Source organism: Thalassospira sp. MCCC 1A03138, assembly GCF_002115785.1.
Lineage (GTDB): Bacteria > Pseudomonadota > Alphaproteobacteria > Rhodospirillales > Thalassospiraceae > Thalassospira.
The window spans coordinates 1-23,521 of record NZ_JFJY01000005.1 but is presented as its reverse complement, the minus strand read 5'-3'; the positions used below and the strand labels follow the sequence as shown (position 1 = coordinate 23,521).

The window sequence follows — 23,521 nt, the reverse complement described above, 5'->3', positions numbered from 1 at the left end:
CGGGAGAAATGCACCCGGACCCAAAACCCGCAAAGCGTGATTCGCTTTCGCGGGTTTTTGCGTTTTGGGCCAAAGACAGGAAAACGACGATGACGGTGCAACGATCTGACAGGTCGAAAGGACGACGGCGACATCGCCAAAGGGGCATCAATGGCGTGTGGAAAAGTCATTACGGCGGTATTGCGTCCCGGCCGTGAGGCCCAGGGAAACTTGCGGAAAATTTGTGTGAATCATGACGGGAGAAATGTGCCCTTTGAGTGAGGGCGGGCCGTTCGGAGCGAAGGGGGCCGGGGCGAGGCAATAGCGGGGATCATCCAGCTTGGCTTGGCGACGGGGTCTATGATTGCGTTCGGAAATGCGGGAAGGTCAGTCACCGACGGCGACAAGTGCGCCTGCCTTACGTTCATCGACCGTCACTGGTGCGGGCATCCTGTGTCATCGGCAGGTGGGCCGGGTGTTTGGCTTGCAGCCGGAACCGTGAACCAGAGGCCCATGCAGTGCGTCTGGCCCGGTTCGAGGTGTTGCGTATCCAGCGGATTATGGTCGCCCGGCGAGCACCAGCTTTGCAGCAAGAAGGGCGAACACCCCGGCAAAACTTTTCCCCAACCAGTTCATGACCTTTGGCCGTTCGACCACGTGGCTTCGAAGCGCACTGGCAAACAAACCGTAGACGATGAAAACCGCAAAGGTGAGTGCCATGAAGGTCAGGCCGAGCAGGGTCATCTGGGCGGTGGTTCCGCCGGCATTCGGGGTGATGAATTGCGGCAGGAAGGCCAGGAAGAACAGGGACAGTTTCGGGTTGAGCGCGTTGATCAGGATGGCGTCGCGGATGATTTTGGCGGCGTTGACGGGATCGGATTTGGCGGTGACTTTCATCGCACCCGTGCCACGCCACATGCCCCACGCCATGTAAAGCAGCCACGCCACGCCGAGATAGCGCAGGGTTTCAAAGGCAAGGGCGCTTGTGTGCAGCAGGGCCGCAAGGCCAAGGATGCTTGCCCCCATGGCGGGCAGGATGCCGAGCGTGCAACCAAAGGCCGCCCAGATGCTCGCCCTCATGCCGCGCCCAAGCCCAATGGCAAGGGTATAGATCACCCCCGTGCCGGGCAGCAGGACGACAACAAGTGAGGTCAGGAGATATTCGGGGCTGATCATGATGGCATGGTTCCGTTTTTGGTTTAACCTGATCAGCCCAGTTAAGCGCGTTTTGATCCGGTATTCTTGAACGGAATTGCAGGCCGGAGAAGGATCAGTTTGTCCTTACGGCTTTGGCATAGCGCCCCGGTGACAGGCCATAGGCGCGGATGAAATGCCGGTTCAGGTGGCTTTGATCGGCAAAGCCTGCGGTGGCGGCGACCTCGGCCAGTGGGGTGCCGGTTGCGATCAGGCGGCGGGCGAGATCAAGGCGGCGCTGGATGATATAGGCATGCGGAGTGAGGCCCGTTGCGCGGGTGAAATGGCGGACGGTCTGAAAGCGGCTTAGCCCCGCCGCATCGGCAAGATCGGCCAGCGAGAGGTTTTCGTCCGGGGCATCATCAATCATGGATATGGCGCGCGCGATACTGGCATCGGCACCGCTTCGTGACCGGTAGCGATAATGATCGGGTTCGCCCGGCACAATGATCGCGTGATGGAGCAGAAGAAACAGCATTTCCTCGCGCCGCAGGCCTGCATTTTCATGATCGCCTTTGGTGATGGCGGCAAAAAGATCAGCAAAGCAGTGCGCGACGGCGGGCGATGTGATGACCGGGCTTGTGAATTCGTAATGGTCTGATTTGCCATCTGACATGTCACGCGCCGTATCACGGATCAGGTCCGGGTCCAGATACAGCATGTTCCAGCCACGCGGGCTTTGACCAATCGGGGTGCCGTCATGGACTTCGCGGGGATTGACCGTGAGGATATTGCCTGCCCCGGCTTCCACCATACCGCGCCCCGAAAGCGATTTTTGCGCGCCCTCAAACATGAAGCCGATGCCGAACTGTTCATGACTGTGTTTGGCAAAGCTGTGGCATGTTCTGGCCTTGAGGGCCAAAACGCCGGTGCAGTCATGAGACAGGATTCGAAACGGTTCGTTTGATGCGTCTGACATGCCAGAAGACTGGCAGTTTTTGCGCCGTTTCGCAATCGGGTTGCCATCGGGTTGTCATCGGGGCGCAATCAGTTGCCGTTATTGTTGTTGGGGCCGAGCATCTCGCGCAGGCCGCCGAGACCCGCGACATGTTTTGCAAAGACGCTCATGACGATCAGAAGGGGGACTGCGACAAGCACACCGATGAAACCCCATATCCAGCCCCAGAACGCAATGGCGAGGATGATCGCGACCGAATTGATGCGCAGCCGGTTGCCGACAAGGGCGGGGGTGAGAAACTGGCCTTCAAGCGCGGTGCAGGCGAGATAGATTGCCGGGGGCAGCAGGGCGGCGGTGGTGGTCGGCATGGAAACCAGTGCGACCATACCGACGATGCCGATGCCGACAACAGCGCCCAGAAGCGGCACGAAATTCAGGATCGCCGCAACAATGCCCCATAAAACCGGGTTGGGCATGCCGACAATGGCAAGGAGGCTTCCGATAATGATGCCAAGCCCGATATTGATTGCCGATATGGTCAGGAGATAGCGCGAGACTTCGCGTTCGATATCATGCGCAATGCGCAGTCCCTTTCGGCGGTCGCCAAAGGTTGGCAGGGCCCGGACCATTTTTTCATAGACCATATCCCCCGATGACAGAATGAACAGCAGCAGCACGAGCATCAGCGCAATACCGGCAACGATTTCCGGTGCACCCTGTGCTGCCTGACTGATCATGGTGGGTTCCTGAACCACGACCTTTTGCGTGTCGGTCCCGTCATTCTGATTGGTGGCTTTTTCAACCTGTTTTTGTACATCGCGGAGCTTTTCAAGCGGTCCGCCCAGATCGGCAAGACGCAGGCGCAACTGACGTTCGATCCTGGGGGCGTCATCGATCCATTTCGATACCGGTTCGCTCAGGCCATAAATCCCGGCGATGACGGATGTCGTCAGGGTCAGGACAATCGCAAGCGCGGTCAGGCTTTGCGGGATGCGATAGCGGGCGAGTGTGCGGACGACCGGGGAAAACACCAGTGCCAGCAGGAAGGCCAGTATCACCGGCAGGATCAGGCTTTGGGCGACGTAAAAACACCCGAAGGCCAGAATGACGAAGGTGCCGATAACCGATACCGTGCGCGCCCGGCGATAGGCGCGTGCACGCGCGCTTAACATTCTTTGTTCGGCTTCTTCAGCTTCGTCGATTTCGGTAGGGGCATCCGCAGCACCGTTTTCAATGGCGGGGGTGTCGGATGCCTTGATCGGATCGGTCATGCAATATGCTCCGGGCGGAATTCTGCCGGGCATGATGCAGTCGGCAGGAGAATATCGTGAGTGTAACGTATTGCCGCGGTGGGATGTTCCGCAATCGTCTGAAACGGAACGGGTACGCGGTTAATTGCCGCGCACCCGAACGGTTTTGATCCGATATTTAAAATCAGCGATAGAATGGCGATGCCATGTCGCGGCTGGCGGCCTCGGTCACGGTGGCGTCGAAAATCCGGGTATAGAAGGCGGCATCAAGGGCCCTGGTTTCCGTCGGGAAGTAATCAAGGGCAAAGCGTTTGGCGTTTTCGATACTGTCAAAGGCATAGAAACCACCGACCGTGCCGGTGTGAAGGCCGCTTAGCCAGGTTTTTGACAGAAGACCCGGCTGCTGTTTCAGGACCGGGTTGAAGGTCCGCCACGGGCCATTGTCAAACGGCAGCACGTGAAGCTGGACTTCGGTATAGACAAAGGCCGCCGGTTTGACATCAACCCTGGCACCGTAATGCACCGAATTCATATCAATGCTGGCTTCGCTGGTGGCAAGCGCATCAAACACACGGGTGGTTTGCGCCACGCCGAAATTCCGTGCTTCGGCCGGGAAATAGCCGGTGACGAACTTTTTGGCATTTTCGATGGTGTCAAAGGCATAAATGCCACCCGCCGAATTATTACCAAGCCCCGATAGCCAGGTTTTGTTGAGGAATCCCGGCTGGGTCTTGATGGTTTGGTTGATGTTTTGCCATGGCACCTGATCAAAGGGGGCGGAGATTTGCAGTTCGGTATAGACGAAGGCGTTCTGTGACATCTGAGTGTTTCCCGGATTTGAAGTGATGGCCGCCGCACGTGAGGGGGACGGCAGAAGGAGGCCCGTGCCCGCCATCGCGGCGGTGGCGGCGGTAATGGCCGTGCCGGTGGCGCGTTTCAGGAAGTCGCGCCGCCCGAGCCGGTTGTGGCCGGTCTGGTTGTGGGTTTGGTTGTGGGGTTCTGGATCTGTTGTCATGATTGTGATCCGTTTGAGGTTAAGAAATATAACGATCGTTATATAAGTAACTGATCGACAAATCCGGGCCTGTCAATTAAAAATATAACGATCAATATATTTTTGAGGGTCCGATGGTCAAAAACCAGACACGCAAAGAGGAAACCCGGCGCAATATCCTTGACGCGGCAAGCCGTGGATTTCGCGAAAAGGGCTTTGCCGGGGTCGGTGTTGACGGGATTTCCAAGGCGGCACAGGCGACATCGGGCGCGTTTTACGCCCATTTCGGATCAAAGGACGGGGCGTTTCTGGCAGCGCTTGAACTTGGCCTTGACGAGGTGATTGACGGGGTTCCGCAGTTTCAGCGCGATTTTGGCGATGGCTGGACCGATGCCTTTATCGATTATTATCTGGGGCGCGATCATAGGGACGATCTGGCATGCGGGTGCGCGATGACCAGCCTGTCGCCGGAAATGTCACGCGCCGATGCCAAAAGCCGCGCATTGTATGACCGGAAAATGCAGACCATTGCCGGACTGGTGGCGAAAGGGTTGCCGCAATTCCCCGCCGATCAGCGGTTGGCAAAGGCGTGGGCGTTTCTGGGGATATTGATCGGCGGGCTTACGGTGACGCGGGCACTAAGTGACGATACCGCGATTGATGCGGTATCGGGCGCGGTAAAGAATGCGGCCACCGATTTGTTGCGGGCCTAGGCGCAGGGGCGCATCAGCCCTGAAGGATGGCGGCGCGTTTTTCATCGAAGCGGGCATTTTCCGCGGCAATGTTTCTGGCAAATTTTTCATAGGCGGTGTCGGCCTTGGTCTGAAGGCTGTCGCGCCTGTCGCGTACTTCGTCGGCATCATCTGCGCGTTCGGCAAAGTTCTGAAATTCCAGTTCGGCTTTTTCCAGTTCACCATGCAGGTCTTCAAGATGGCTGGTGATCGCCTGATCATGGGCGGCATTCAGGGTTGCCAGTTCACGGCGAAGGGCATCGGATGGATTGGTGGGGACAGGTGCAGATGCCGCGTTTCCATCATCGCCATAACCACGCGTCAGCGGATCAATGCCGGTATTGGCGCGCACATCTTCGGCGGCCTTGCGGATGGTATTGCCGATGACGTCACCCAGAATTTTGGCCATGGCGGCGGTGGTTTCCGGGTTTTGTTGGGCAAAGGCCGGGGCGGGGGCCGTGACGGCAAGCGATGCGGCAACCGCCATGGCAGACAGCGAAAGGGATTTCTTCATCGGGTGATCTCCTGTGCGGGGCAGAGGGCTTTGCACAGGAAGCATCACGCGCAATTGCGGTGATAAATTGGTGCCGGTCTGGCAGGGACGTGACAGCAGGGCGACGGGCGTTAACCCTTACGCCTCGATCGCGGGTTCCTGCAATTGCAGTTCGCGGGCCATGATAACGGCCTGTGTGCGGCTATGGACCGAGAGTTTGCGCAGGATGGCGGAAACGTGGGCCTTTACGGTGGCCTCGGTCACGTCAAGCTCGTAGGCGATCTGTTTGTTCAGCTTGCCTTCGGTCAGCATGTTGAGCACACGCAATTGCTGTGGCGTCAATTGACCGATTTTTTCGGCAAGGCCGGTGGCCTCGTCATCGGCGGGGCCGTTTTCGATGGCATCGCGCGCCCAGTCGGGCATCCACATATCGCCATTCAGAACGGTGCGGATGGCTGTCCCGATCTGATCAACCGGGGCGGATTTTGGCACGAAGGCCGATGCGCCATATTCAATCGAACGGCGGACGACCGGCAGTTCCTGACTGGCCGAGACGATGGAAACGGGAATGTCGGGATAGGAGGCACGCAGGCTGAACAGGCCGGTAAAGCCGTTCATGCCGGGCATGTGAAGATCAAGCAGGACAAGATCGATATCGCCGCTATGGGCTTCGATCTGTTCGATGGCCTCAGCCAAGCTTCCGGCCTCGTAGAGTGTGACATTTTCCAATTCTGATGACAGGGCCTGTTTGAGTGCACCGCGCACAAGCGGATGATCGTCTGCGATCAGAATCTGGAAGCTGTCAGCCATTGGCGATTTCCCCGGAAGTTATTTCCCCGAAAGGTCGCGATTATTCCATCCCGTTATCTTTTAACGGCGTCTCACGATAATATTAAGGTGAGGGGACGATAGACCGGGATGACATTGTTTGTCTGGTGTGGTGCGACCCTGATGCGTCCCTCTGCTTTGGCAGAAAGGAGTGAGGGAAACCAAAGATCACTCTCGCCCCACGAAATGTGAAACTTCGGCCCCCCTCGCGCCACCACTGATGATTATGACGACTAAAATCGGGCTCGTAAACTCTGCATTTGTCCGAAAGTGAAATTTACCTTATCTGTTGGGTTAATGAACGAAATTCAGTTTTGAAGAACTGCACCGCATTGCAACATTGGCGATTTTATACAATCACCGGCAACGCCGCGCAGACCAAGGGAAAAAGGACCATCTGATGTCTGATCAACCGCAAGTCATCCGCCGCGAAGATTACACCGCACCGGCCTTTCTGATCGAAAAGGTCGAACTGGTATTCGAGCTTGATCGGGATGTCACAAATGTGAAATCGCGGCTGTTCGTGCATGCGAATCCTGTGCGTGGGACTGGCGGCGGGGACATGGTCCATCTTGACGGCGAAGACATGAAGCTGGTTTCGATTGCGGTTGATGATCGCAAGCTTGGCGTTGATGAATATAGTGTCGACCCATCGGGTTTAAGCTTTGCCGCGCCGGGTGAAACCTTTGTTGTGGATATCGAAACCCAGATATCGCCCGCAGCCAATACGCGGCTTGAGGGACTTTATGTATCGCAAAGCGCGTTCTGCACGCAGTGCGAGGCGGAAGGGTTCCGGCGCATTACCTATTTCCCGGATCGCCCGGATGTGATGGCGACCTATAAAGTCACTATCCATGCCGACAAGGCGAGCTGTCCGGTTCTGTTATCCAACGGCAATCTGATCGATAGCGGTGATTTTGACGGCAACCGGCACTTTGCGGTGTGGGAAGATCCGTTCCCGAAGCCGAGTTACCTTTTTGCACTGGTGGCGGGTGACTTGGCCTGTGTTGAGGACAGCTTCAAGACCATGTCGGGTCGTGATGTTGCGCTGCGCATTTTTGTCGAACATGGCAATGAGGACCGTTGCGATTACGCGATGGACAGCCTGAAACGGTCGATGAAGTGGGATGAGGAGGTCTATGGGCTTGAATACGATCTGGACCTTTTCAACATCGTCGCGGTTTCCGACTTCAATATGGGGGCGATGGAAAACAAGAGCCTGAATGTGTTTAATGCCAAATACATCCTAGCCAAGCCCGATACCGCGACCGATACGGATTATGAATTGATCGAATCGATTGTTGCGCATGAATATTTCCACAACTGGTCGGGCAACCGGGTGACGTGCCGGGACTGGTTCCAGTTATCTCTTAAAGAGGGGCTTACGGTTTTCCGGGATCAGGAATTTTCGGCCGATCAGCGTTCCCGCCCGGTGCAGCGCATCAAGGATGTCGCGCAGCTTCGTGCGCGCCAGTTCCCTGAGGATGGCGGGCCATTGGCCCACCCGGTGCGCCCGGACAGCTATATGGAAATCAACAATTTCTATACCGCGACGGTCTATGAAAAGGGGGCGGAGCTGATCCGCATGATGCATACCCTTTTGGGGGCGGATGGCTATCGCAAGGGGATAGACCTTTATTTCGATCGCCATGACGGGCAGGCGGTGACCTGCGATGATTTTGCCAAGGCGATGGAAGATGCCAATGATGTTGACCTGAGCCAGCTTAAAATCTGGTATTCGCAGGCAGGCACGCCAAGCCTTAGCTGGCACGGCGAACATGATGCGGATACCAAGCAGTTCCACCTGACCGTCGCGCAGAAAACCGAACCGACACCTGGGCAGCCCGACAAGGTCGCACTTCATATGCCAATTGCGATTGGGCTTTTGGGCCGGGATGGCAGGGAGCTCGTTTCGCGCACCGTCCAACTGACCGAAGCCGAGCAGGAATTCGTGTTCGACAATATCGATCAGATGCCGGTGGTTTCGTTCAACCGTGGTTTTTCGGCCCCCGTCAATGCCGCGACCGAGCAGCCGCATGAAGAGCTTGTGTTCCTGATGGGGCATGACAGCGATGCGTTCAATCGCTGGGAAGCGGGGCAGAAATATGCAACCGCGTTGATGCTTTCAGCCATTGCCGAATTTGAAAAGAATGGTGGCGATGTGGACGCGGCATTGGGCGATGTGACCGAATTTGTGGCGGCGATGCGTGCGACCCTGATCAATGATGATCTGGATAAGGCGTTTCGCGCTGATGCGCTTGTCCTGCCGGGCGAAGAATTCCTTTCCGAGCAGCGCAAACCGGCCAACCCGGAAGCGATCCATCAGGTGCGCAATGCGCTGCGCAAGCGGATCGGATCGGACCTTCGGGCCGAATTTGGCAATGCCTATCACCAGAACGCGTCAAACGCGGCCTTTACCCCGGATGCGGAATCGGCCGGGCAGCGGGCTTTGCGCGCAACCGCACTTTCCTATCTGGTCGCAAGCGGCGAGGGCGAGTTTGCCGATCTGGCAGCCGAGCAATATCGCAGCGCGGATAACATGACGGATCGGATGGCAGCGCTTTCTGTGCTGAACCATCTGGAGCATCCGGGCCGGGCCGAGGCGCTTGCCGATTTCGAGGCGCGCTTTGGCAAGGATACCGTGGTGATGGATAAATGGTTCGGGCTTCAGGCGATGTCATCGCGGGATGATACGCTGTCGCGTGTGAAGGACCTTATGAGCCATCCGCTCTTCACCATGCGCAATCCGAACAAGGTCAGATCGCTTATCGGGGCGTTCGCCATGGCCAACCCGCGGCATTTCCATGCGGCTGATGGCAGCGGATATGCGTTTTATACCGACCGCCTGATCGAACTTGACGATATCAACCCGCAGGTCGCAGCACGTCTTTGTGCGCCGCTTGGCAAATGGGCGAAATATGATGAGGCGCGGGCCGACCTGATGAAGGAAGCGCTTGATCGTATCCTCGCCAAGCCGGATATTTCGCGTGATCTGTATGAAATCGCATCGAAATCGCGGGCGGTATGAGGCCGTGGGTCATTGCGTGAACGCCTTTCTTCATAAGGCCCATGCGCCCGATATGCATGATTTGCGATGGGAGTTGTTGCGAATGGAAAGGGATAGAATATGAATTTGGCCGCCGTTGCAGCACAGCTTTCCGACGGATGGAAGGGCCGGGTTCTTGCCGATTTTGGCTGTGTCCGGATGAAACTTTTCAAGGCAGATGCCGTCGGCCTTGCCGAGGAAATGCATTCGGATTGGGATGAAGCGATCCTGATGCTGGAGGGTGAACTGGTGCTGGAGCTTGATCAGGTGCCGATGCACCTTAAGGCTGGTGATTTTCACCTGATCCCACGCGGGGTCCGGCATAGCATTTTGCCCGGTTGCCGCGGATCGTTCATATTGCTTGATCCTGAACCGCTGGCTTAAACAGCCGACCAATGGAAAACGCGAAAGGCGGCACGCGATATGTGCCGCCTTTTTTTGTTTCGGACTGGTATTTAGCAGCCTGTGGTCAGGTTCCTGAAAAGAACGCCGGGATTCATTCTGTTTTCCGGATCGAGGCTTTTCTTGATGCCGATCATCAGTTCGTAGCGCAGCGGATCGCAGAGGCGTTCGAGTTCGTCGGTCAGTTTTCGGCCAACGCCGTGTTCGGCGCTGAAAGTTCCGCTGAAGCTTGCTGCGATGTCGTGGACGCAGCATTGGACGTCATGTGTGACCTGTTCGGGATCGGAAAGCTGGTTCCAGTAATCGTGCGGGAACATCAGGATGTAATGCACATTGCCGTCGCCCAGATGGTTGACCAGAAGCGGGGTTGCCATCGGGAATTTTTCGGCGGTGACTTCCTTGGCCCTGGCGATGAAGGCCGGGACCTTTGAGACGCGTACCGCAACATCGTGGACAAGGCCCATGCCTTCGAGCTTGTTGGCCTCTGTGACGGAATGGCGGACGTGCCATATCTGTTCGGCCTGCTGGGCGTTGCTGGCGATGAAGGCATCAAGGACCGATCCGTTCTCAAGGTTTTCGCCAAGAACCTCTTCAAAGATGCCGTTCAGATCGACCGATGCATCGGTTGCAGTCAGTTCGATCATCAGGGACCAGTCGGGAACGGTATCGAAAGGCACGCGGATGCGGTCAATGTGGCGGACAACCGCGTCAATTTCGGTGCCGGAAACGAGTTCGAAGGCTTCGATATAGGGGCCGCATTTATCCTGAAACTCGGTAAACAGGCGGACGGCGGTTTCGGGAGAATCAACTGACACCCAGGCATGCGCATCATTGGTGTTTTCCGGATGCAGGCGCAATGCCGCACCGGTAACAATGCCAAGTGTGCCTTCGGCCCCGATGAACAGATGTTTGAGGTCATAGCCGGTATTGTTTTTCTTGAGCCCCTCAAGATCGCTTAGAATCCGGCCATCGGCCAGAACAACCTCGATCCCGCAGACGAGATCACGCATCGGGCCATATTTGACAACGCCGGTACCCCCGGCATTGGTCGAGATCAGGCCACCGATCTGCGCACTGCCTTCGCTGCCGAGATAGAGCGGGAACTGGCGTTTGTAGGGCTTACTCTTTTCATGTAGGTCGGCAAGGATGACGCCGGCATCGACGGTGACGATATTTGCCGCCGCGTCAAATTCGCGGATCTGTTTCATGCGCTGCAGGCTGATGACGATGCCCGGTTTGTCATCCGCGGGGCTTTCGGGGACACCGCCGTAGCAGAGGCCTGTATTCCCCCCGAGGGGGAATACAGGCTGTCCTTCCTCGGCCGCCACTTTCATCGTCCGGGAGACCTCCTCGACATTGGCTGGAAGGGCAACGCACAGGGCTTTGCCTTTCCTTCGATCACGCCAATCTATCAGATAAGGGTGCATATCCTTTGGATCGGTGATCAAACCTTTATCGCCGAGGATTTGGTGGAGACGATCAATCATGGCAGGTCCTTGGAAAGAAGTGATCAGGCTACGTTGGCAAGAGAAGCGGTATCAAAGGCGGATTTCAGCGCCTTGATCGTGACTTCTGACGGGTCTTCAAGGGGCAGGCGCACACCGCCAACCGGCTGTCCGGCCATTTCCATGTATTTCTTCAGGGGGCCGGGATTGGTTTCGCGGAAAATGGCATCGATTGCGTTATCGAGCTGCTTCTGAAGGTTAAGCGCCTCGTGCAGTTTGCCGTTACGCGCAAGGTTGAAAATCTCGATCCAGATTTTCGGATAGACGTTTGCGGATGCCAGAACACCGCCCTTGGCACCAAGGGTTACATGGGTGGCAAACAGCGGTTCTTCGCCGCTGAGAATGGCCATTTTATCACCGGCCAGTTTCATCGTCTTGATGAATTCCGGCATGTCATAGTTCGAACATTTCATGCCGATGATCGAACCGTCTTCGGCCATTGCCTGAATGGTTTCGGCCTTGGTTGAAACGGTTGTGCGGCGGGGGATTTCATAAAGCAGAACAGGGACGCCAACTTCGTTACGATAATTGGCAAAATATTCGCGCATGCCGTCCTGGGTGCCGGCCGCGTAATAGGGGGTCACGGTCATGACCCCGGCAGCCCCGACTTTTGCGAAGTCCCTGCCAGCTTCGACGGCGTCGGGGAAGCCGGTGGAAAGAACGCCAGGAATGACCGGGGCGGTTCCGGCGGCATCGACACAGGTTTTTACGATGTCCTTGCGTTCTTCGCGCGAGAGGGCCGGATATTCACCCGTACCGCCAATCGGAACGATGCCGGTAGCACCCGCAGAAAGCTGCCGGGTGACAAGGTCGGCAAGTGCCTTGTGATCAATGGATTTGTCACTTTTGAACGGGGTGACAATCGCGGTGTAAAGGCCGGAGATATCGTTTTTTGTAAGAGTCATTTCAGTCTCGTGTCTTTCGGGTGGTGGCGATCAGTTCAGGAAACCGAACATGCGCGGCAGCGTCAGGGAGACAGCAGGCACGTAGGTTACGATCAACAGAACGACGATATTGGAAATCAGGAACGGGAAGCTTTTGCGGACAATCGCGGCAAGCGGTTGGCCGCTTATGGCCGAGCCAAGGTAAAGTCCCAGTCCGTAAGGGGGAGTCATGAGCCCGATCATCACGTTAACCACCATGATGACACCGAATTGTACCGGGTCGACACCCATGGCAGCCACGATCGGGGTGAAAAGCGGGGCAAACAGAAGCAGCTGAACGGAATCCCCGATCCAAAGTCCATTGATCAGGAAAAAGACGTTCAGACACAGCAGCAGCATCCATGGCTGCATATCAAGCGTTTCAACCAGCATGGTCAGTTCGGACGGCACACGTTCGGTTGCCAGAATCCAGCTGATCACACTCGCAAAGCCGACAATCAGATAGACCGAAGCCGACGTGCGGACCGCGCGATCAAGAATGTCCCATATCTGTTTGAGAGACAGGGTGCGATAGGCACAGATGCCGACCAGAATGGCATAGGCAACGGCGATTGAGGCGGCCTCGGTCGCGGTGAAGATGCCCGAAATGATCCCGCCGATAATGATCAGCGGCATGAACAGCGCCCAGAACGCGTTGTAGAAAATCTTGAATGCCAGCGCCAGCGTCAGGGCCTTGATCGGGTTGGCGGGGAAGTTGTTTCTGCGCGCGATGAAATAGATGACGATGATCTGGGCGATCCCCATCATTGCGCCGGGCACGGCCCCGCCAAGGAAGAGGGCCGCAACCGATGTGTTGGTCAGGCTTGAGAAAATGATCAGCGGGATTGAGGGCGGAATGATCGGCCCCTGAATGGCTGAGCTGACGGTGACAGCGGCGGCAAAGTCCGCGCGGTATCCATCCTTTTTCATCATGTCGATTTCGACAGGGCCAAGGGCCGAGATATCAGCCAGTGCCGAGCCGGACACGCCCGAAAACATCATGGAGCCGACAACGTTGACATAGGCCAGTCCGCCGCGCCAGCGACCGACCAGAAGGCGGGAGAACTGCACCAACCGTTCTGTCATGCCGACCGATGTCATGATTTCACCGGCTATGATGAAAAGCGGAATCGAGAGCCAGATAAACACATCCATCCCGGTGAAGAATTTATGCGAATACATGTGCAGCATGTCGACCATGCCGGGCTTGACGAAGAAATAGGAAAGGCCGGCAAAGCCAATCGCAAAGATCACGGGGCTGCCAAGGAACATCAGCAGCAGCAGCAACCCGATCATGGTAAGAAGTGCGTAATCCATAATATCCCCCCTAGAGCTCGGCACGCAGAAGTGAGGCTTCCTGCTCGGTGTCGGGGCCTCTGAACAGGTCACGAATGGCGAGGATGACCATGTGAAACAGCATCAGAGCGGCACCTACCGGGACCGAAAGATAGATCCAGAACCATGACAGGTTCAGTGCTGCCGAGGTGCGCCGCAGGCCGAAGATGGCAGAATCAATGCCTTTGACCAGAAGCACGCCCAGCAGCAGTGCGAGCAGCAGACGGAAGAAAGCGTTGCGATAACCCAGCCAGCGGCGCGGCCAGAAGCTGTCAAAGAAGTCGACACAAACGAGCTGCTCATCACGGACAAGCAGGCTGCCGCCCAGCATCACCACCCAGACCATCAGGAAGCGTGATGCTTCTTCGGGCCAGGGCAGGGAGAAGTTGAAGCCAAATCGCAAGACGACCTGTATGAACAGGATGACCGCAACGGATGCAAGCATCAGCCGGGCTACGACCGAGGTTGCACGGGCGACAGTCGATGAGAGTTTATCGAGGGTCTGAAGCATGAGGGGCCTCTTTCGGATCGGGTTCTGACGGGGAACACGGATCACGGAACGTCGCGCAAATGGACCAGATGGCATTCGCAGAACAAGCAGGAACAAGAAAGGCCCGGCGGAAAGTCAGCCGGGCCCGTAATCTTATTTCTGTGCTTCTTTGACAGCAGCTTCGAGTTCATCGATCAACTGGGCACCAACCTTTTCTTCCATGAAGGCACGGATCGGTTCCTTGGTGGCATCGACGAATTTCTGGAATTCTGCCGGGGTCGGCTGATAAATCTCGACGCCAGCGTCACGAATGACCTTGAGGTCCTGTGATTCCTTGGCCGCGATAATGCCGAGCATTGCAAAAGTCGCCTTAGCGGTCGCGGTGTCAAAGATAACTTTGTCTTCGGTACTCAGGCCTTGATAGAAGTCATCGTTAATGGTGATGAGCGGCATGTTGATCAGGTGATGATCAAGCGTGTAGTACTTCTGGACTTCCTGAAGATTGGTCAGAAGCATGGTGTAGGGCGCGTTTTCCTGACCATCGACAACGCCGGTCTGCAGGGCGCTGTATAGTTCCGCCCATGCAATCGGGGTCGGGGAGGCACCAAGTGCCTTGACCATTTCCATATGCAGCGGAACGGTCTGGGTCCGGATTTTCAGGCCCTTCATGTCTTCGGGGGTGTGGATCGGACGGACCGAGTTCGAGAAGTTGCGGAACGCGCCGGTCAGATAGCTGAGCACGCGTACACCGCTGCCTTCGGCAATCATGTCCGAGAGTTTTTTGCCAAACGGCCCCTCGTTCAGCACCTTGCGCGCGACTTCGGTGGTCGGGAAGGTGTAGGGCATTTCAAGGATCTGTGCGGGCGGATAATATGCCGCGAGGTGGCCGGCATTCAGGCCGCCAACCATGTCAACCAGACCGATGGAATTCTGTTCCGCAAGGGATTCAAGGTCCCCAAGCTGGCCGTTTGGATAAACTTCGAGCTTGAAACGACCGCCCGATTGGGTCTGAAGGACGTTGTCAAAAACCTCGGTAAAGGTCCAGTACGGGTTATCAAGAAGGTCGCCTTCGCCATCGACATGGGCAAATTTGACGATCGTTTGAGCATGCGCAGATATGGAAAACAATGCACTCAGGCCAACGGTGGCGGCGAGGGTGACATGCCGAAGCTTTCGAGTGATGTTCATATTTTCTCCTTATACCGGGCAGCGCACAGAGCAATGGTGCTTTGATGTCGGCCTGGTATTTCCCTGATAAATTTTCAGACACTTGCGTTTGGTTGAGTTTCTTATTGGCCGCAAAGTCGGTTTGGTGCCGGACGCATCGCGAAAGGTTGTGCTGCGAAGATTGGGCGAGAAGTTTTCGCAAGGTTCGAAATGCATCCGGTGAATTCAGAATATATCCGATACAATCGAAGTCAATAAAATACGATAAAAAATTTCCTATAGTATATTTTTTGTCAAATATGGCATATTTTCCGATATGGTATATGCTACTGATGCTGTAAAAAGCGAAGGGGGTGTTCAGGCTTCGGTTGTTCAACAGGCAGCGGCTTCTGACACGAAAGGGCATTGATTATGAACAAGGGGAATATCAAGGCATGAACGTCGATCTGGAAGATTTCCAGTCCAACCGCCGACAGACGAGTTCATCGGGTGACAGGCCTGATGCGTTTGGTCCGCGATTGCATCAATTGCGCAAGGCGCGCAACTGGACATTACAGGATGCCAGCAAGGCTTCGGGGATTTCGGCATCCGCTTTCTCAAAGATTGAACGTAGCGAACTGTCGCCGACCATCTCGACGATCCAGCGGATCGCGAGGGGCTTTGATATGGATGTCATCAGCCTTCTGGCTGATCCGGATGAACAGCCATCCCTGTTGGGACGTCGAAGTGTTACACGTGCGAACGAAGGTAAACCGCATCTTTCGGGAAGCTGCGATAACAAGCTTCTGTGTTCTGATCTGAAAAACAAGCGCATGACGCCGATCAAAACCCGTGTCGTTGCCAGGGATGTAGAGGAATACGATGTCTGGCCCAAGACGGATGCCGAGATTTTTATGACCGTGCTGAGCGGAACGGTCATCGTGCATAGCAAAATCTATGAACCGCTGGAGCTTCATGAAGGCGATTCGATGTATTACGATGCCAGTGCAGAGCATGTCTGGACCCGAAGCGGGCCGGAAGAAGCGGTTGTCCTGTGGGTTCTGACGAGTTGATCGAATGGCAGGGCTATTGAATGGCGACGATTATCGTGCGGTAGCACGCAAACGGCTTCCCAAAGGGCTGTTTGAATATATCGATCGCGGGACCGAGGCCGAGCTGGCCTTGGGCGATATCCGCCAATCCCTTGACCGTATTAAATTGCAGCAGGTTGTTCTGGCGGGGCATGACAATGTCGACCTGTCGGTTTCGCTGTTTGATCGCAAGTATTCCTGCCCGCTGATCATTGCGCCGACGGCTTTGGCCGGTCTGGTGTCGCATGACGGGGAGGCGAAGCTTGCCCGGGCAGCCGGAACGTTCGGCATACCTTTCTGTGTTTCGACCCAGTCCGTGATGACCATCGAAGACATTCGCAAAGGGGCGCCCGATGCGGAATTGTGGCTTCAGCTTTATGTGTGGCAGAACCGGGCTTTGACGTGGAACTTGCTGGATCGGGCACAGGGCTGTAATGCGGAAACCCTGATTGTGACGGTTGATACGCCGCAGGGACCCAAGCGCGATTATAACCAGCGTAACGGATTTGCCATTCCCTTCGTCCCAACTGTGCGTGGCATTTCCGATGTGCTGCGTCATCCGGGCTGGTTATGTTCGGTCATGTTGCGGTATCTGATGACGACGGGCATGCCGAGCTATGCGCATTACCCACCTGAATACAGAACTGCGATTACCCGCCAAACGGCGGCGGACGATGTCAAAATCGAAAAGACGCTCAGTTGGGATGACATTGCGGAGATCCGGGATCGCTGGCAGGGGCGGCTTATCCTTAAAGGCATATTGTCGACGGTTGATGCCGAGCGTGCCGCCCAGATCGGTGCCGATGGTATTGTGGTGTCCGCACATGGCGGGCGGAACTTTGACCTTGCACCCGCACCGGCGACCGTTCTTCCGGAAATTGTGGCCAAGGTCGGTGGCAGGCTTGAAATTATGGCCGATAGTGGCGTTCGTCGCGGCAGTGATGTTCTTAAATATCTGGCGCTGGGCAGCCGTTCGGTTCTGATTGGCCGGTTGCCGCTTTATGGCCTTGCCGCTGGCGGAGAGCAGGGGGCGATAGATGTCCTTGCGATGCTTCTTGATGAAATGCAAAGCAACCTGATCTTTGCCGGTATTGGCCGTGTGGAAGATTTCAAAGAAAACGCCATTGCCTGATGGGGGCAGTTGGTGCGGCAAAACCGATTGATGCAAATGAAAAAAGGCGGCACGTGATATGCCGCCTTTTTGTGTCCTGGCCTGTTTGAACGAGGCTTCGATCAGGTCAGTTTCATCCGTTCGCTGAATTCCTTCATGCGTTCGGAAAGATTGCGCGCCATGTCGGAAAGTTCGCGGCTGGCGGTGTTGAGGTCATGGGCCGAGCGGCCCGTGCTTTGCGCACCGTCATTCACAAACCGGATCATCTGGTCCATCGATCCGGCCCCCGATGCAATGCGCTGCACGTTTTCCGAAATCTCGCTGGTGGCACGACGCTGTTCATCCACCGAATGGGTGATGGTCGACTGGATGTCGTTGACCTGATGAATAACGTCGCCCACCGTGCTGATGGAATGGGCGGCTTTCTGGACTTCCTGCTGGATCGCGGTGGTCAGATCGCCGATCTGGCCGGTTGCACTCGCGGTCTGATCGGCAAGCGATTTGACCTCGTTTGCGACAACGGCAAAGCCACGCCCCAGTTCGCCCGCACGTTCGGCTTCGATGGTCGCGTTTAGCGACAGAAGCTTGGTGCGATGCGCGATATCGTTGATCAGATCAATGATCGATCCGATTTCCGAACTTGCCTTTTCAAGCGAGACGATATTGCGCTGGCTTTCTTCGGCCTCGGAGCGTGCCCGGTTGGTCACGTCTGCGGCCTCTGTTGCCTGACGGTTGATTTCTGCAATCGAGGATGACAGTTCCTCGACCGCGGTGGCGACGTTCTGGGTGTTGCTTGCCGCCTCGCGCGAGACGTCAAGCGCGCTGCCCGACTGATCGACCGTATTTTCCGACTGGCTGGTCAGATCACGGGCAAGGCCAAGAAGCCCTTCGGACTGTTCGGTGACCGATTGCGCAACGCGGGCGACCTCGGCCATCATTTCCGTAACCGCGATGCGGCTTTCTTCGCGTTCGGTTACCACATTCCAGGCCAGCATGGTGCCCAGAAGGACATTGTCCTTGTCACGCACCGGCGCTGCCAGAAGTTCAAGGTGATCGCGTTCGGTCTCGACCACCTCGGTAAAGGGCAGGTTGGCTGGATTTGAAAGCCGTTTCTGGAATTCCGCACCGACTTTCAGGAAGTCGCCGGAAACCGATCTGGCATCACCACCGACATAGGTTTGCGCACTGGCATTAATATATGTCAGTTCGCCTTCAGGCGTGATCAGGGCGGTCATGGTTGGGGTGTTTTCGACCATGTTTTGCAGGATCATTGCCTGACGCACGGCTTCACGCAGGCCGACAAGGGCCTTGCGCATTTCACCGATTTCATCGGACCCGACGCGGGGCAGACGGACATTGGTGTCCCCGTTCGAGATCGATGTCATCGCCCCGGCAAAGGCGCGCAGATTGCGAAATACCGTGGTTCTGAGCAATATCCAGCCAGCGATCCAGCCAACCAGAAGGACGGCCACCAGAATTTCGATCGACAGGGTCCGAAGATCGTCGGTCTGGGAATAGAAGTCGGTAATATCGCGATCAAACGTGGCGGTGGCCCAAACCCCGCCACGGTCATTGCCGATTTCGATATCGACCGTGGCACGCCGGGTGCCGTCGGCCGGTGTCACGGCTGCTGCGTTTGTATCTTCTGCCTTATTTTCTGGGGTAGGGGCCTCGGTGCTGGTGGCTCCGGGCAGGAACTCGCCGCCTTCCGTCGTTTTACCGTCTTCAAGGCTTTCAAACAGAACGGTGCCATCATCGCCAAGAATGCGGAAATTACCGCCAAGCACCTTGCCGATACCTGTAAGGGTAGGCAGGGGATCGGTGATGACTTCCATAAAACCGACAGCACGAAAACCGCCGACCGGAACGATGGTGCTGAAAACCGGTTTGCCGGTAGGGGTTGCCCACATATAGGTCACCGGTTTGCGGGCATCGGCCTTGTCGCGTGTTTTAAGGTAATCCATGACCGCCGGATCATCGGTCACACTGGCACCCAGATTGGCATCCGAGGTCGCAAGCTGGTTGAAATCGGTGTCATAGGCGATGGTTTCGACCAGAACCAGTTCGCCCTGAACGACCTGGCTGGCATTGGAAAGGATGTTAAGTTCGGCCTTCATGCGGGCCTGATCGTTATCCTGATAGCTTTTGACCAAACTGCCAAGGCGCGACCATTCATTGACGATGGGTGTGACCTTGTCTGCGTAATCCTGTGCCACGCGTGAACGGACAAAGAAATTGACTGTGCCGCTGACCGAATTGTTCAGCGTATCAACGGCAAAGTTTCGATAGGTGTCGCCGGTCCACAGTAGCATCCATGTGACTGCACCCGATAAAAGCAAACCTGTTACGAGCAAAATACGCCGTAACGTCAGGAGGCCCGTAGCGCCCCCTGCAATAGCCGTCTTCGCGGCTTTGTCTCCCGTCATTCTTTACACTCCAGAGCCAGTTTTTTTATGGTTCTTTTGGTGCTTCGTTCCCCGGACTACCTCTTAAGGGGTAATTGACCTGATCCAAACAGAGCTTTGCGGCAAACACAATAGCGCTATTGCCCCAAACCCCATGTTTTTCGCGGTATACAGTATTCTATATATTCGGGGCGGGCGTGAAATCCGGGGAGAAAATCCTGCGAATTTCCAATGGCTATTGAAAAAACTCAAAAAAATATGCGAACGCGTGTGATAATCGTTTGCAATTAGGTTTTTGATGCTCTATGACTGTCTTTGTCAAATGCAGACGGCAATGTCGTTTGCGACGGGCCATCAGGCTGACATGGCGTACCTGATGGTCACTGTTCTTCGGGACTCTCTCTCCCCGAAGGTCGATCTCTCTCACTCGAGGGGGCTGGTATCCGGAAATTGTGCGGGACAATTCCGGGCTATATACCAGCCTCCCTTTTTTTGTCCTGCATACCGGGTTTGTGACATCCGTGCTTTGAAATCGCCAAAGTTTCATGACATCCGCAATCTGCGTATCGGCGCGCACTTGTGACGCGATCAGGCGTGCATGTTTTTAGCGTTTTATAAACGGCCTGTGTCCTAAAAGAAGCAGGGTAACCCGTGGCGGGACATGATCGCCATTGCGGATACGCGCGATATTTACAGGTAATCAGTCGTAAAGGACCGGCAGAAAATGGCTGGCGAAGACGAAAACAACCGCACCGATTTGCATGCGGACCCGAAACCGGAACCGCAGAAAGACGCGCCCTTACCGGCGTTTATTTATGGCCGCAATGGTCATGGCGAGGACGGCGGGCGTCATCGACAGTCACAAAATGGGCGGATAGCAGAAATGGATCGCAAAACCTTACTGGGTCTCGCAACCGGTGCCGGCATGCTCGGTCTGGTCTTGTTCTTTGTCGGCATGCTGGTCGGCGCAGGGCTGTTTATGGACCCTGATGAACAGATGGCTGCCAACGAAAAACCGGCCGGGCAGGCCGAAATTCTGGCAACCCTGCCCGAAAGCCCGGCATCAAGCCCGGCACCGACAACTGAAACGCCCGATACGGGGTCTCTGCCGGGGACGGAAACGTCACCTGCAACTCCGGCTGTACCGGTGGCCACCGATGATCCGGTGGGCGATCTGATTGCTGAACGCAGTGCCGCGATCGAGGGCGATGATGCGGGCAATTCCGCGGAAAACGGTGACGCGGCCAATGAAGGTACGACCGACGCAAATGATGCCCCGGCAGCCCCGGAAATGAGCGACGCCGAAAAGGCGGCAGCCCGTGCGGAACAGGCCGATCAGGGCACGAATGCCCCGCGTAAGCTTCAGGCACCGGAAATCAAATCATCCGATGATGCGGCCAAGTCATCGACAACCTCCGCGCCAGAGGCACCAGAAGCCCCGGCGGTACCGGCAGAAAACACCACGGTTGCCAAAAAGACTGAACCGGCAGCGACGTCTGCACCAAAAGCATCCACGTCCGGGGCAGCGGCCCCGTTCTCGGTTCAGGTCGGCGCCTTCAAGGTGCATGAAAATGCCAGCCAGCGGGCCGAGGAACTGCGCAAGCTTGGCCTTGAAGTTGCGGTTGTTGCCCGTGGTCCGGAAGGTGATGCCACCTGGTATTATGTCCGGATTGGCAGATACACGACCATGAAAGAAGCACGCGACAAGGCGGTTGCGGTCAAAAAGGACCAGAATCTTGAAGGTTTCCCGGTCCGGGCCGAACCCAATGATCGCGAAGTCAACTGACACATATATACATATATATAGTGTCGCAAGATACGATACCGGGGCCGGTGCAGATGCTGCATCGGCCCTTGCCGTTTTCTGATGAACGGGTTTGTTTTTGCGCCGTCTTTGCGGCATTCTACTTGCCATCTCAGGGCAAAGGCTTTAGGCGGTACGCCAGAGTTTTTCGGAAAGCAAAGCCGTGACGTGCCACGCGGGCAGCTTTGCACATCAGGATGGTTGGCAGAAACATGACCACACAGAACGATTTTCCCAATCTTCATATTCTCGATCACCCGCTGATCCAGCACAAACTGACGCATATGCGCAAGGTTGATACCTCGACCAAGACCTTCCGTCAGTTGCTGAAGGAAATTGCGCTGCTGATGGGATACGAGATCACCCGCGAATTGCCGGTCAGCTATGAGGATATCGTCACCCCGATCTGCCCGATGAAGGCACCGATGATCCAGGGCCGCAAACTGGCCGTTGTGCCGATCCTGCGCGCCGGTCTTGGTATGGCCGATGGCCTGATCGAGCTGATGCCGTCCGCGCGCATCGGTCATATCGGCCTGTATCGTGATCCCGAAACCCACATGCCGGTCGAATATCTGGTGAAGCTGCCCGAAGTCGAAGGCCGGACCTTCATCCTGGTCGACCCGATGCTGGCAACCGGGAATTCGGCGGTGGCGGCGATTGATACGCTGAACAAATATGGCGTGAAGGACGAAGACATTCGTTTCATGGCGCTGGTCGCGGCCCCCGAAGGGGTCAAGGTCTTCCATGATGCGCATCCGAATGTACCGGTCTATACCGCGGGCCTTGACGAGAAGCTGAATGAAAAGGCCTATATCGTGCCGGGCCTTGGCGATGCCGGCGACCGTCTGTTTGGCACCCGCTGATCTGATCGCATGATACCGTAATACAAAAGGGCGCCGTCGGCGCCCTTTTGTCTGGTCTATTCGGATCTCGTCGGTGCCGTGATCAGCCTTTTGGCGATACCGTGATATCAACCGTTGATCCGGCAAACGATCCGCCTTGCAGCTTGATCGTGGCAACGCGACTTTCGCGGTCATAAACCATCACCGATATATCGGCGCGGACCACGGTGACCTTGCTCCAGCCGAAATTGGGCATTTCACGTTCATAGAAATCATACATCTGGGCGGGTGTGCCACCGGCATTGATCACAAGACGCCCGTGCCACGCATCGGATGCCCCGAAAATGATGCTGCGATCCATATCCAGCGAGGAATTGGACGGCATCGGAATATCGGTGAACTGGGTAAAGGACGGGATCGGCTGACCGCCGCCCTTGCTATCCGATCCGTTGTTTGACGAAGTATTCGGAACAAGGTTCGAACCGGAGCACCCCGCAAGCGCAAGGCTCGCCAGTGCGGCTGCACAAATAAATGAATGTCGCAGTCTCATCATCTTCCTTCGGTCCCCTAATGCCGTTCAGGCACTGTTATCTCGCCCCATAATCAGGTCATTATGTAAAGGAAAGGTTCACATATTGCCTTTTGTCCATCTTTTCAAAGACCAATTGGCAATATTGCGGATCCCGTCCGGTTTTCCTGCAAGCGATCATTGCACCGCAAACATCATATATAAAGCATCAAAATTGCCATCGATCATCTGATCCGGATCAAGAAAGTGGATCGGGGCAGGGGGTAATTTGGTCGAACCCGGATAAAAAAGTGGCCTTAATGGCGAATCATTATTCGGGTTTCGGGTTTTTCTTGCGGTCTGAATGGCCGACTTGCGCCGTATTTTGCCAGACGGATTTGCGATTATTCAACTTAAAGTCCGAATCCCGCCGTCGACTTGTTGCCCCGGTTGGTGAAGCGTAAAATACTAAGTCATTGAATTTAATGAATTTTGATAAAAAAGACGTCGAAATGCATTTTTTCTCGAAAAAGGTGTTTACAGGTC

At 55.9% G+C, this 23,521-nt stretch carries 21 protein-coding genes; 7 read left to right on the top strand and 14 right to left on the bottom strand.

Annotated elements, in window-relative coordinates; all coding sequences use genetic code 11:
* Nucleotides 1-537: 537 nt before the first annotated feature.
* From TH468_RS11525 to TH468_RS11510, 4 genes are all read right to left on the bottom strand, one after another.
* Complete coding sequence (locus tag TH468_RS11525; RefSeq protein WP_139834701.1) at nt 538-1,155, bottom strand: LysE family translocator; 618 nt, start codon at nt 1,153-1,155, stop codon at nt 538-540.
* Between the two features lie 94 nt (nt 1,156-1,249).
* Nucleotides 1,250-2,092: an AraC family transcriptional regulator gene (locus TH468_RS11520; RefSeq protein WP_085644282.1), complete on the bottom strand. Its 843-nt coding sequence runs from the start codon at nt 2,090-2,092 to the stop codon at nt 1,250-1,252.
* Nucleotides 2,093-2,160: 68 nt separating this feature from the next.
* Complete coding sequence (locus tag TH468_RS11515) at nt 2,161-3,342, bottom strand: AI-2E family transporter (RefSeq protein ID WP_085644280.1); 1,182 nt, start codon at nt 3,340-3,342, stop codon at nt 2,161-2,163.
* A gap of 163 nt (nt 3,343-3,505) precedes the next feature.
* On the bottom strand, nt 3,506-4,336 hold the full coding sequence (locus TH468_RS11510; protein ID WP_085644278.1) for a YdhR family protein: 831 nt from the start codon (nt 4,334-4,336) through the stop codon (nt 3,506-3,508).
* 113 nt (nt 4,337-4,449) lie between these two features.
* Between TH468_RS11510 and TH468_RS11505 the strand changes: the two genes are divergently transcribed.
* Nucleotides 4,450-5,028, top strand: a complete 579-nt coding sequence (locus TH468_RS11505; protein WP_085644275.1) for a TetR/AcrR family transcriptional regulator — start codon at nt 4,450-4,452, stop codon at nt 5,026-5,028.
* Nucleotides 5,029-5,041: 13 nt separating this feature from the next.
* Here TH468_RS11505 and TH468_RS11500 read toward each other — a convergent pair whose 3' ends face one another.
* Entirely contained in the window at nt 5,042-5,560 is a 519-nt protein-coding gene (locus tag TH468_RS11500) for a hypothetical protein (protein ID WP_085644273.1), read from the bottom strand.
* 117 nt (nt 5,561-5,677) lie between these two features.
* Complete coding sequence (locus TH468_RS11495; RefSeq protein ID WP_085644271.1) at nt 5,678-6,349, bottom strand: response regulator transcription factor; 672 nt, start codon at nt 6,347-6,349, stop codon at nt 5,678-5,680.
* 418 nt (nt 6,350-6,767) lie between these two features.
* Here TH468_RS11495 and pepN point away from each other — a divergent pair, with 418 nt between their 5' ends.
* Nucleotides 6,768-9,395 carry an aminopeptidase N gene (gene pepN / locus TH468_RS11490; protein ID WP_085644725.1) on the top strand — a complete coding sequence of 876 codons (2,628 nt, stop codon included), beginning with the start codon at nt 6,768-6,770 and terminating at the stop codon, nt 9,393-9,395.
* A gap of 99 nt (nt 9,396-9,494) precedes the next feature.
* Nucleotides 9,495-9,797 carry a cupin domain-containing protein gene (locus TH468_RS11485; RefSeq protein ID WP_085644269.1) on the top strand — a complete coding sequence of 101 codons (303 nt, stop codon included), beginning with the start codon at nt 9,495-9,497 and terminating at the stop codon, nt 9,795-9,797.
* A gap of 71 nt (nt 9,798-9,868) precedes the next feature.
* Here TH468_RS11485 and TH468_RS11480 read toward each other — a convergent pair whose 3' ends face one another.
* The 5 genes from TH468_RS11480 to TH468_RS11460 form a co-directional block, all read right to left on the bottom strand.
* A complete protein-coding gene (locus TH468_RS11480) occupies nt 9,869-11,302 on the bottom strand; it encodes an FAD-binding oxidoreductase (RefSeq protein WP_085644267.1) in 1,434 nt (477 codons plus the stop codon).
* Between the two features lie 23 nt (nt 11,303-11,325).
* A complete protein-coding gene (dapA, locus tag TH468_RS11475; protein ID WP_085644265.1) occupies nt 11,326-12,225 on the bottom strand; it encodes a 4-hydroxy-tetrahydrodipicolinate synthase in 900 nt (299 codons plus the stop codon).
* Nucleotides 12,226-12,255: 30 nt separating this feature from the next.
* A complete protein-coding gene (locus TH468_RS11470; protein ID WP_085644263.1) occupies nt 12,256-13,560 on the bottom strand; it encodes a TRAP transporter large permease in 1,305 nt (434 codons plus the stop codon).
* Between the two features lie 10 nt (nt 13,561-13,570).
* Entirely contained in the window at nt 13,571-14,089 is a 519-nt protein-coding gene (locus tag TH468_RS11465; protein WP_071241269.1) for a TRAP transporter small permease, read from the bottom strand.
* A gap of 132 nt (nt 14,090-14,221) precedes the next feature.
* Nucleotides 14,222-15,256 carry a TRAP transporter substrate-binding protein gene (locus tag TH468_RS11460; protein ID WP_085644261.1) on the bottom strand — a complete coding sequence of 345 codons (1,035 nt, stop codon included), beginning with the start codon at nt 15,254-15,256 and terminating at the stop codon, nt 14,222-14,224.
* Between the two features lie 413 nt (nt 15,257-15,669).
* Between TH468_RS11460 and TH468_RS11455 the strand changes: the two genes are divergently transcribed.
* Together TH468_RS11455 and TH468_RS11450 are read left to right on the top strand one after the other, a co-directional pair.
* A complete protein-coding gene (locus tag TH468_RS11455; protein WP_071241289.1) occupies nt 15,670-16,287 on the top strand; it encodes a helix-turn-helix domain-containing protein in 618 nt (205 codons plus the stop codon).
* A gap of 4 nt (nt 16,288-16,291) precedes the next feature.
* Complete coding sequence (locus TH468_RS11450; protein ID WP_085644260.1) at nt 16,292-17,437, top strand: alpha-hydroxy acid oxidase; 1,146 nt, start codon at nt 16,292-16,294, stop codon at nt 17,435-17,437.
* A 101-nt stretch (nt 17,438-17,538) separates the two neighbouring features.
* Here the strand turns inward: TH468_RS11450 and TH468_RS11445 are convergent, their stop codons facing one another.
* Nucleotides 17,539-19,728 (bottom strand): methyl-accepting chemotaxis protein, encoded by a 2,190-nt coding sequence (locus TH468_RS11445; protein ID WP_085644258.1) that lies wholly within the window; start codon nt 19,726-19,728, stop codon nt 17,539-17,541.
* 817 nt (nt 19,729-20,545) lie between these two features.
* On the opposite strand from TH468_RS11445, the gene TH468_RS11435 reads away from it, so the two are divergent.
* Both TH468_RS11435 and upp read left to right on the top strand, forming a co-directional pair.
* Nucleotides 20,546-21,607 carry an SPOR domain-containing protein gene (locus TH468_RS11435; RefSeq protein WP_085644254.1) on the top strand — a complete coding sequence of 354 codons (1,062 nt, stop codon included), beginning with the start codon at nt 20,546-20,548 and terminating at the stop codon, nt 21,605-21,607.
* Nucleotides 21,608-21,837: 230 nt separating this feature from the next.
* A complete protein-coding gene (gene upp, locus TH468_RS11430; protein ID WP_062951457.1) occupies nt 21,838-22,488 on the top strand; it encodes a uracil phosphoribosyltransferase in 651 nt (216 codons plus the stop codon).
* A gap of 82 nt (nt 22,489-22,570) precedes the next feature.
* Here upp and TH468_RS11425 read toward each other — a convergent pair whose 3' ends face one another.
* Nucleotides 22,571-23,020, bottom strand: a complete 450-nt coding sequence (locus TH468_RS11425) for a hypothetical protein (RefSeq protein ID WP_233421754.1) — start codon at nt 23,018-23,020, stop codon at nt 22,571-22,573.
* Nucleotides 23,021-23,306: 286 nt separating this feature from the next.
* The coding region (locus tag TH468_RS21855; protein WP_210402245.1) for a hypothetical protein at nt 23,307-23,521 on the bottom strand (215 nt) is incomplete at its 5' end.

Excerpts from the sequence above, each read along its gene's own strand:
- TH468_RS11525 (WP_139834701.1), bottom strand. The coding sequence starts at position 1,155 with ATGATCAGCCCCGAATATCTCCTGACCTCACTTGTTGTCGTCCTGCTG.
- TH468_RS11520 (WP_085644282.1), bottom strand. The coding sequence starts at position 2,092 with ATGTCAGACGCATCAAACGAACCGTTTCGAATCCTGTCTCATGACTGC.
- TH468_RS11515 (WP_085644280.1), bottom strand. The coding sequence starts at position 3,342 with ATGACCGATCCGATCAAGGCATCCGACACCCCCGCCATTGAAAACGGT.
- TH468_RS11510 (WP_085644278.1), bottom strand. The coding sequence starts at position 4,336 with ATGACAACAGATCCAGAACCCCACAACCAAACCCACAACCAGACCGGC.
- TH468_RS11505 (WP_085644275.1), top strand. The coding sequence starts at position 4,450 with ATGGTCAAAAACCAGACACGCAAAGAGGAAACCCGGCGCAATATCCTT.
- TH468_RS11500 (WP_085644273.1), bottom strand. The coding sequence starts at position 5,560 with ATGAAGAAATCCCTTTCGCTGTCTGCCATGGCGGTTGCCGCATCGCTT.
- TH468_RS11495 (WP_085644271.1), bottom strand. The coding sequence starts at position 6,349 with ATGGCTGACAGCTTCCAGATTCTGATCGCAGACGATCATCCGCTTGTG.
- pepN (WP_085644725.1), top strand. The coding sequence starts at position 6,768 with ATGTCTGATCAACCGCAAGTCATCCGCCGCGAAGATTACACCGCACCG.
- TH468_RS11485 (WP_085644269.1), top strand. The coding sequence starts at position 9,495 with ATGAATTTGGCCGCCGTTGCAGCACAGCTTTCCGACGGATGGAAGGGC.
- TH468_RS11480 (WP_085644267.1), bottom strand. The coding sequence starts at position 11,302 with ATGATTGATCGTCTCCACCAAATCCTCGGCGATAAAGGTTTGATCACC.
- dapA (WP_085644265.1), bottom strand. The coding sequence starts at position 12,225 with ATGACTCTTACAAAAAACGATATCTCCGGCCTTTACACCGCGATTGTC.
- TH468_RS11470 (WP_085644263.1), bottom strand. The coding sequence starts at position 13,560 with ATGGATTACGCACTTCTTACCATGATCGGGTTGCTGCTGCTGCTGATG.
- TH468_RS11465 (WP_071241269.1), bottom strand. The coding sequence starts at position 14,089 with ATGCTTCAGACCCTCGATAAACTCTCATCGACTGTCGCCCGTGCAACC.
- TH468_RS11460 (WP_085644261.1), bottom strand. The coding sequence starts at position 15,256 with ATGAACATCACTCGAAAGCTTCGGCATGTCACCCTCGCCGCCACCGTT.
- TH468_RS11455 (WP_071241289.1), top strand. The coding sequence starts at position 15,670 with ATGAACGTCGATCTGGAAGATTTCCAGTCCAACCGCCGACAGACGAGT.
- TH468_RS11450 (WP_085644260.1), top strand. The coding sequence starts at position 16,292 with ATGGCAGGGCTATTGAATGGCGACGATTATCGTGCGGTAGCACGCAAA.
- TH468_RS11445 (WP_085644258.1), bottom strand. The coding sequence starts at position 19,728 with ATGCTACTGTGGACCGGCGACACCTATCGAAACTTTGCCGTTGATACG.
- TH468_RS11435 (WP_085644254.1), top strand. The coding sequence starts at position 20,546 with ATGGCTGGCGAAGACGAAAACAACCGCACCGATTTGCATGCGGACCCG.
- upp (WP_062951457.1), top strand. The coding sequence starts at position 21,838 with ATGACCACACAGAACGATTTTCCCAATCTTCATATTCTCGATCACCCG.
- TH468_RS11425 (WP_233421754.1), bottom strand. The coding sequence starts at position 23,020 with ATGATGAGACTGCGACATTCATTTATTTGTGCAGCCGCACTGGCGAGC.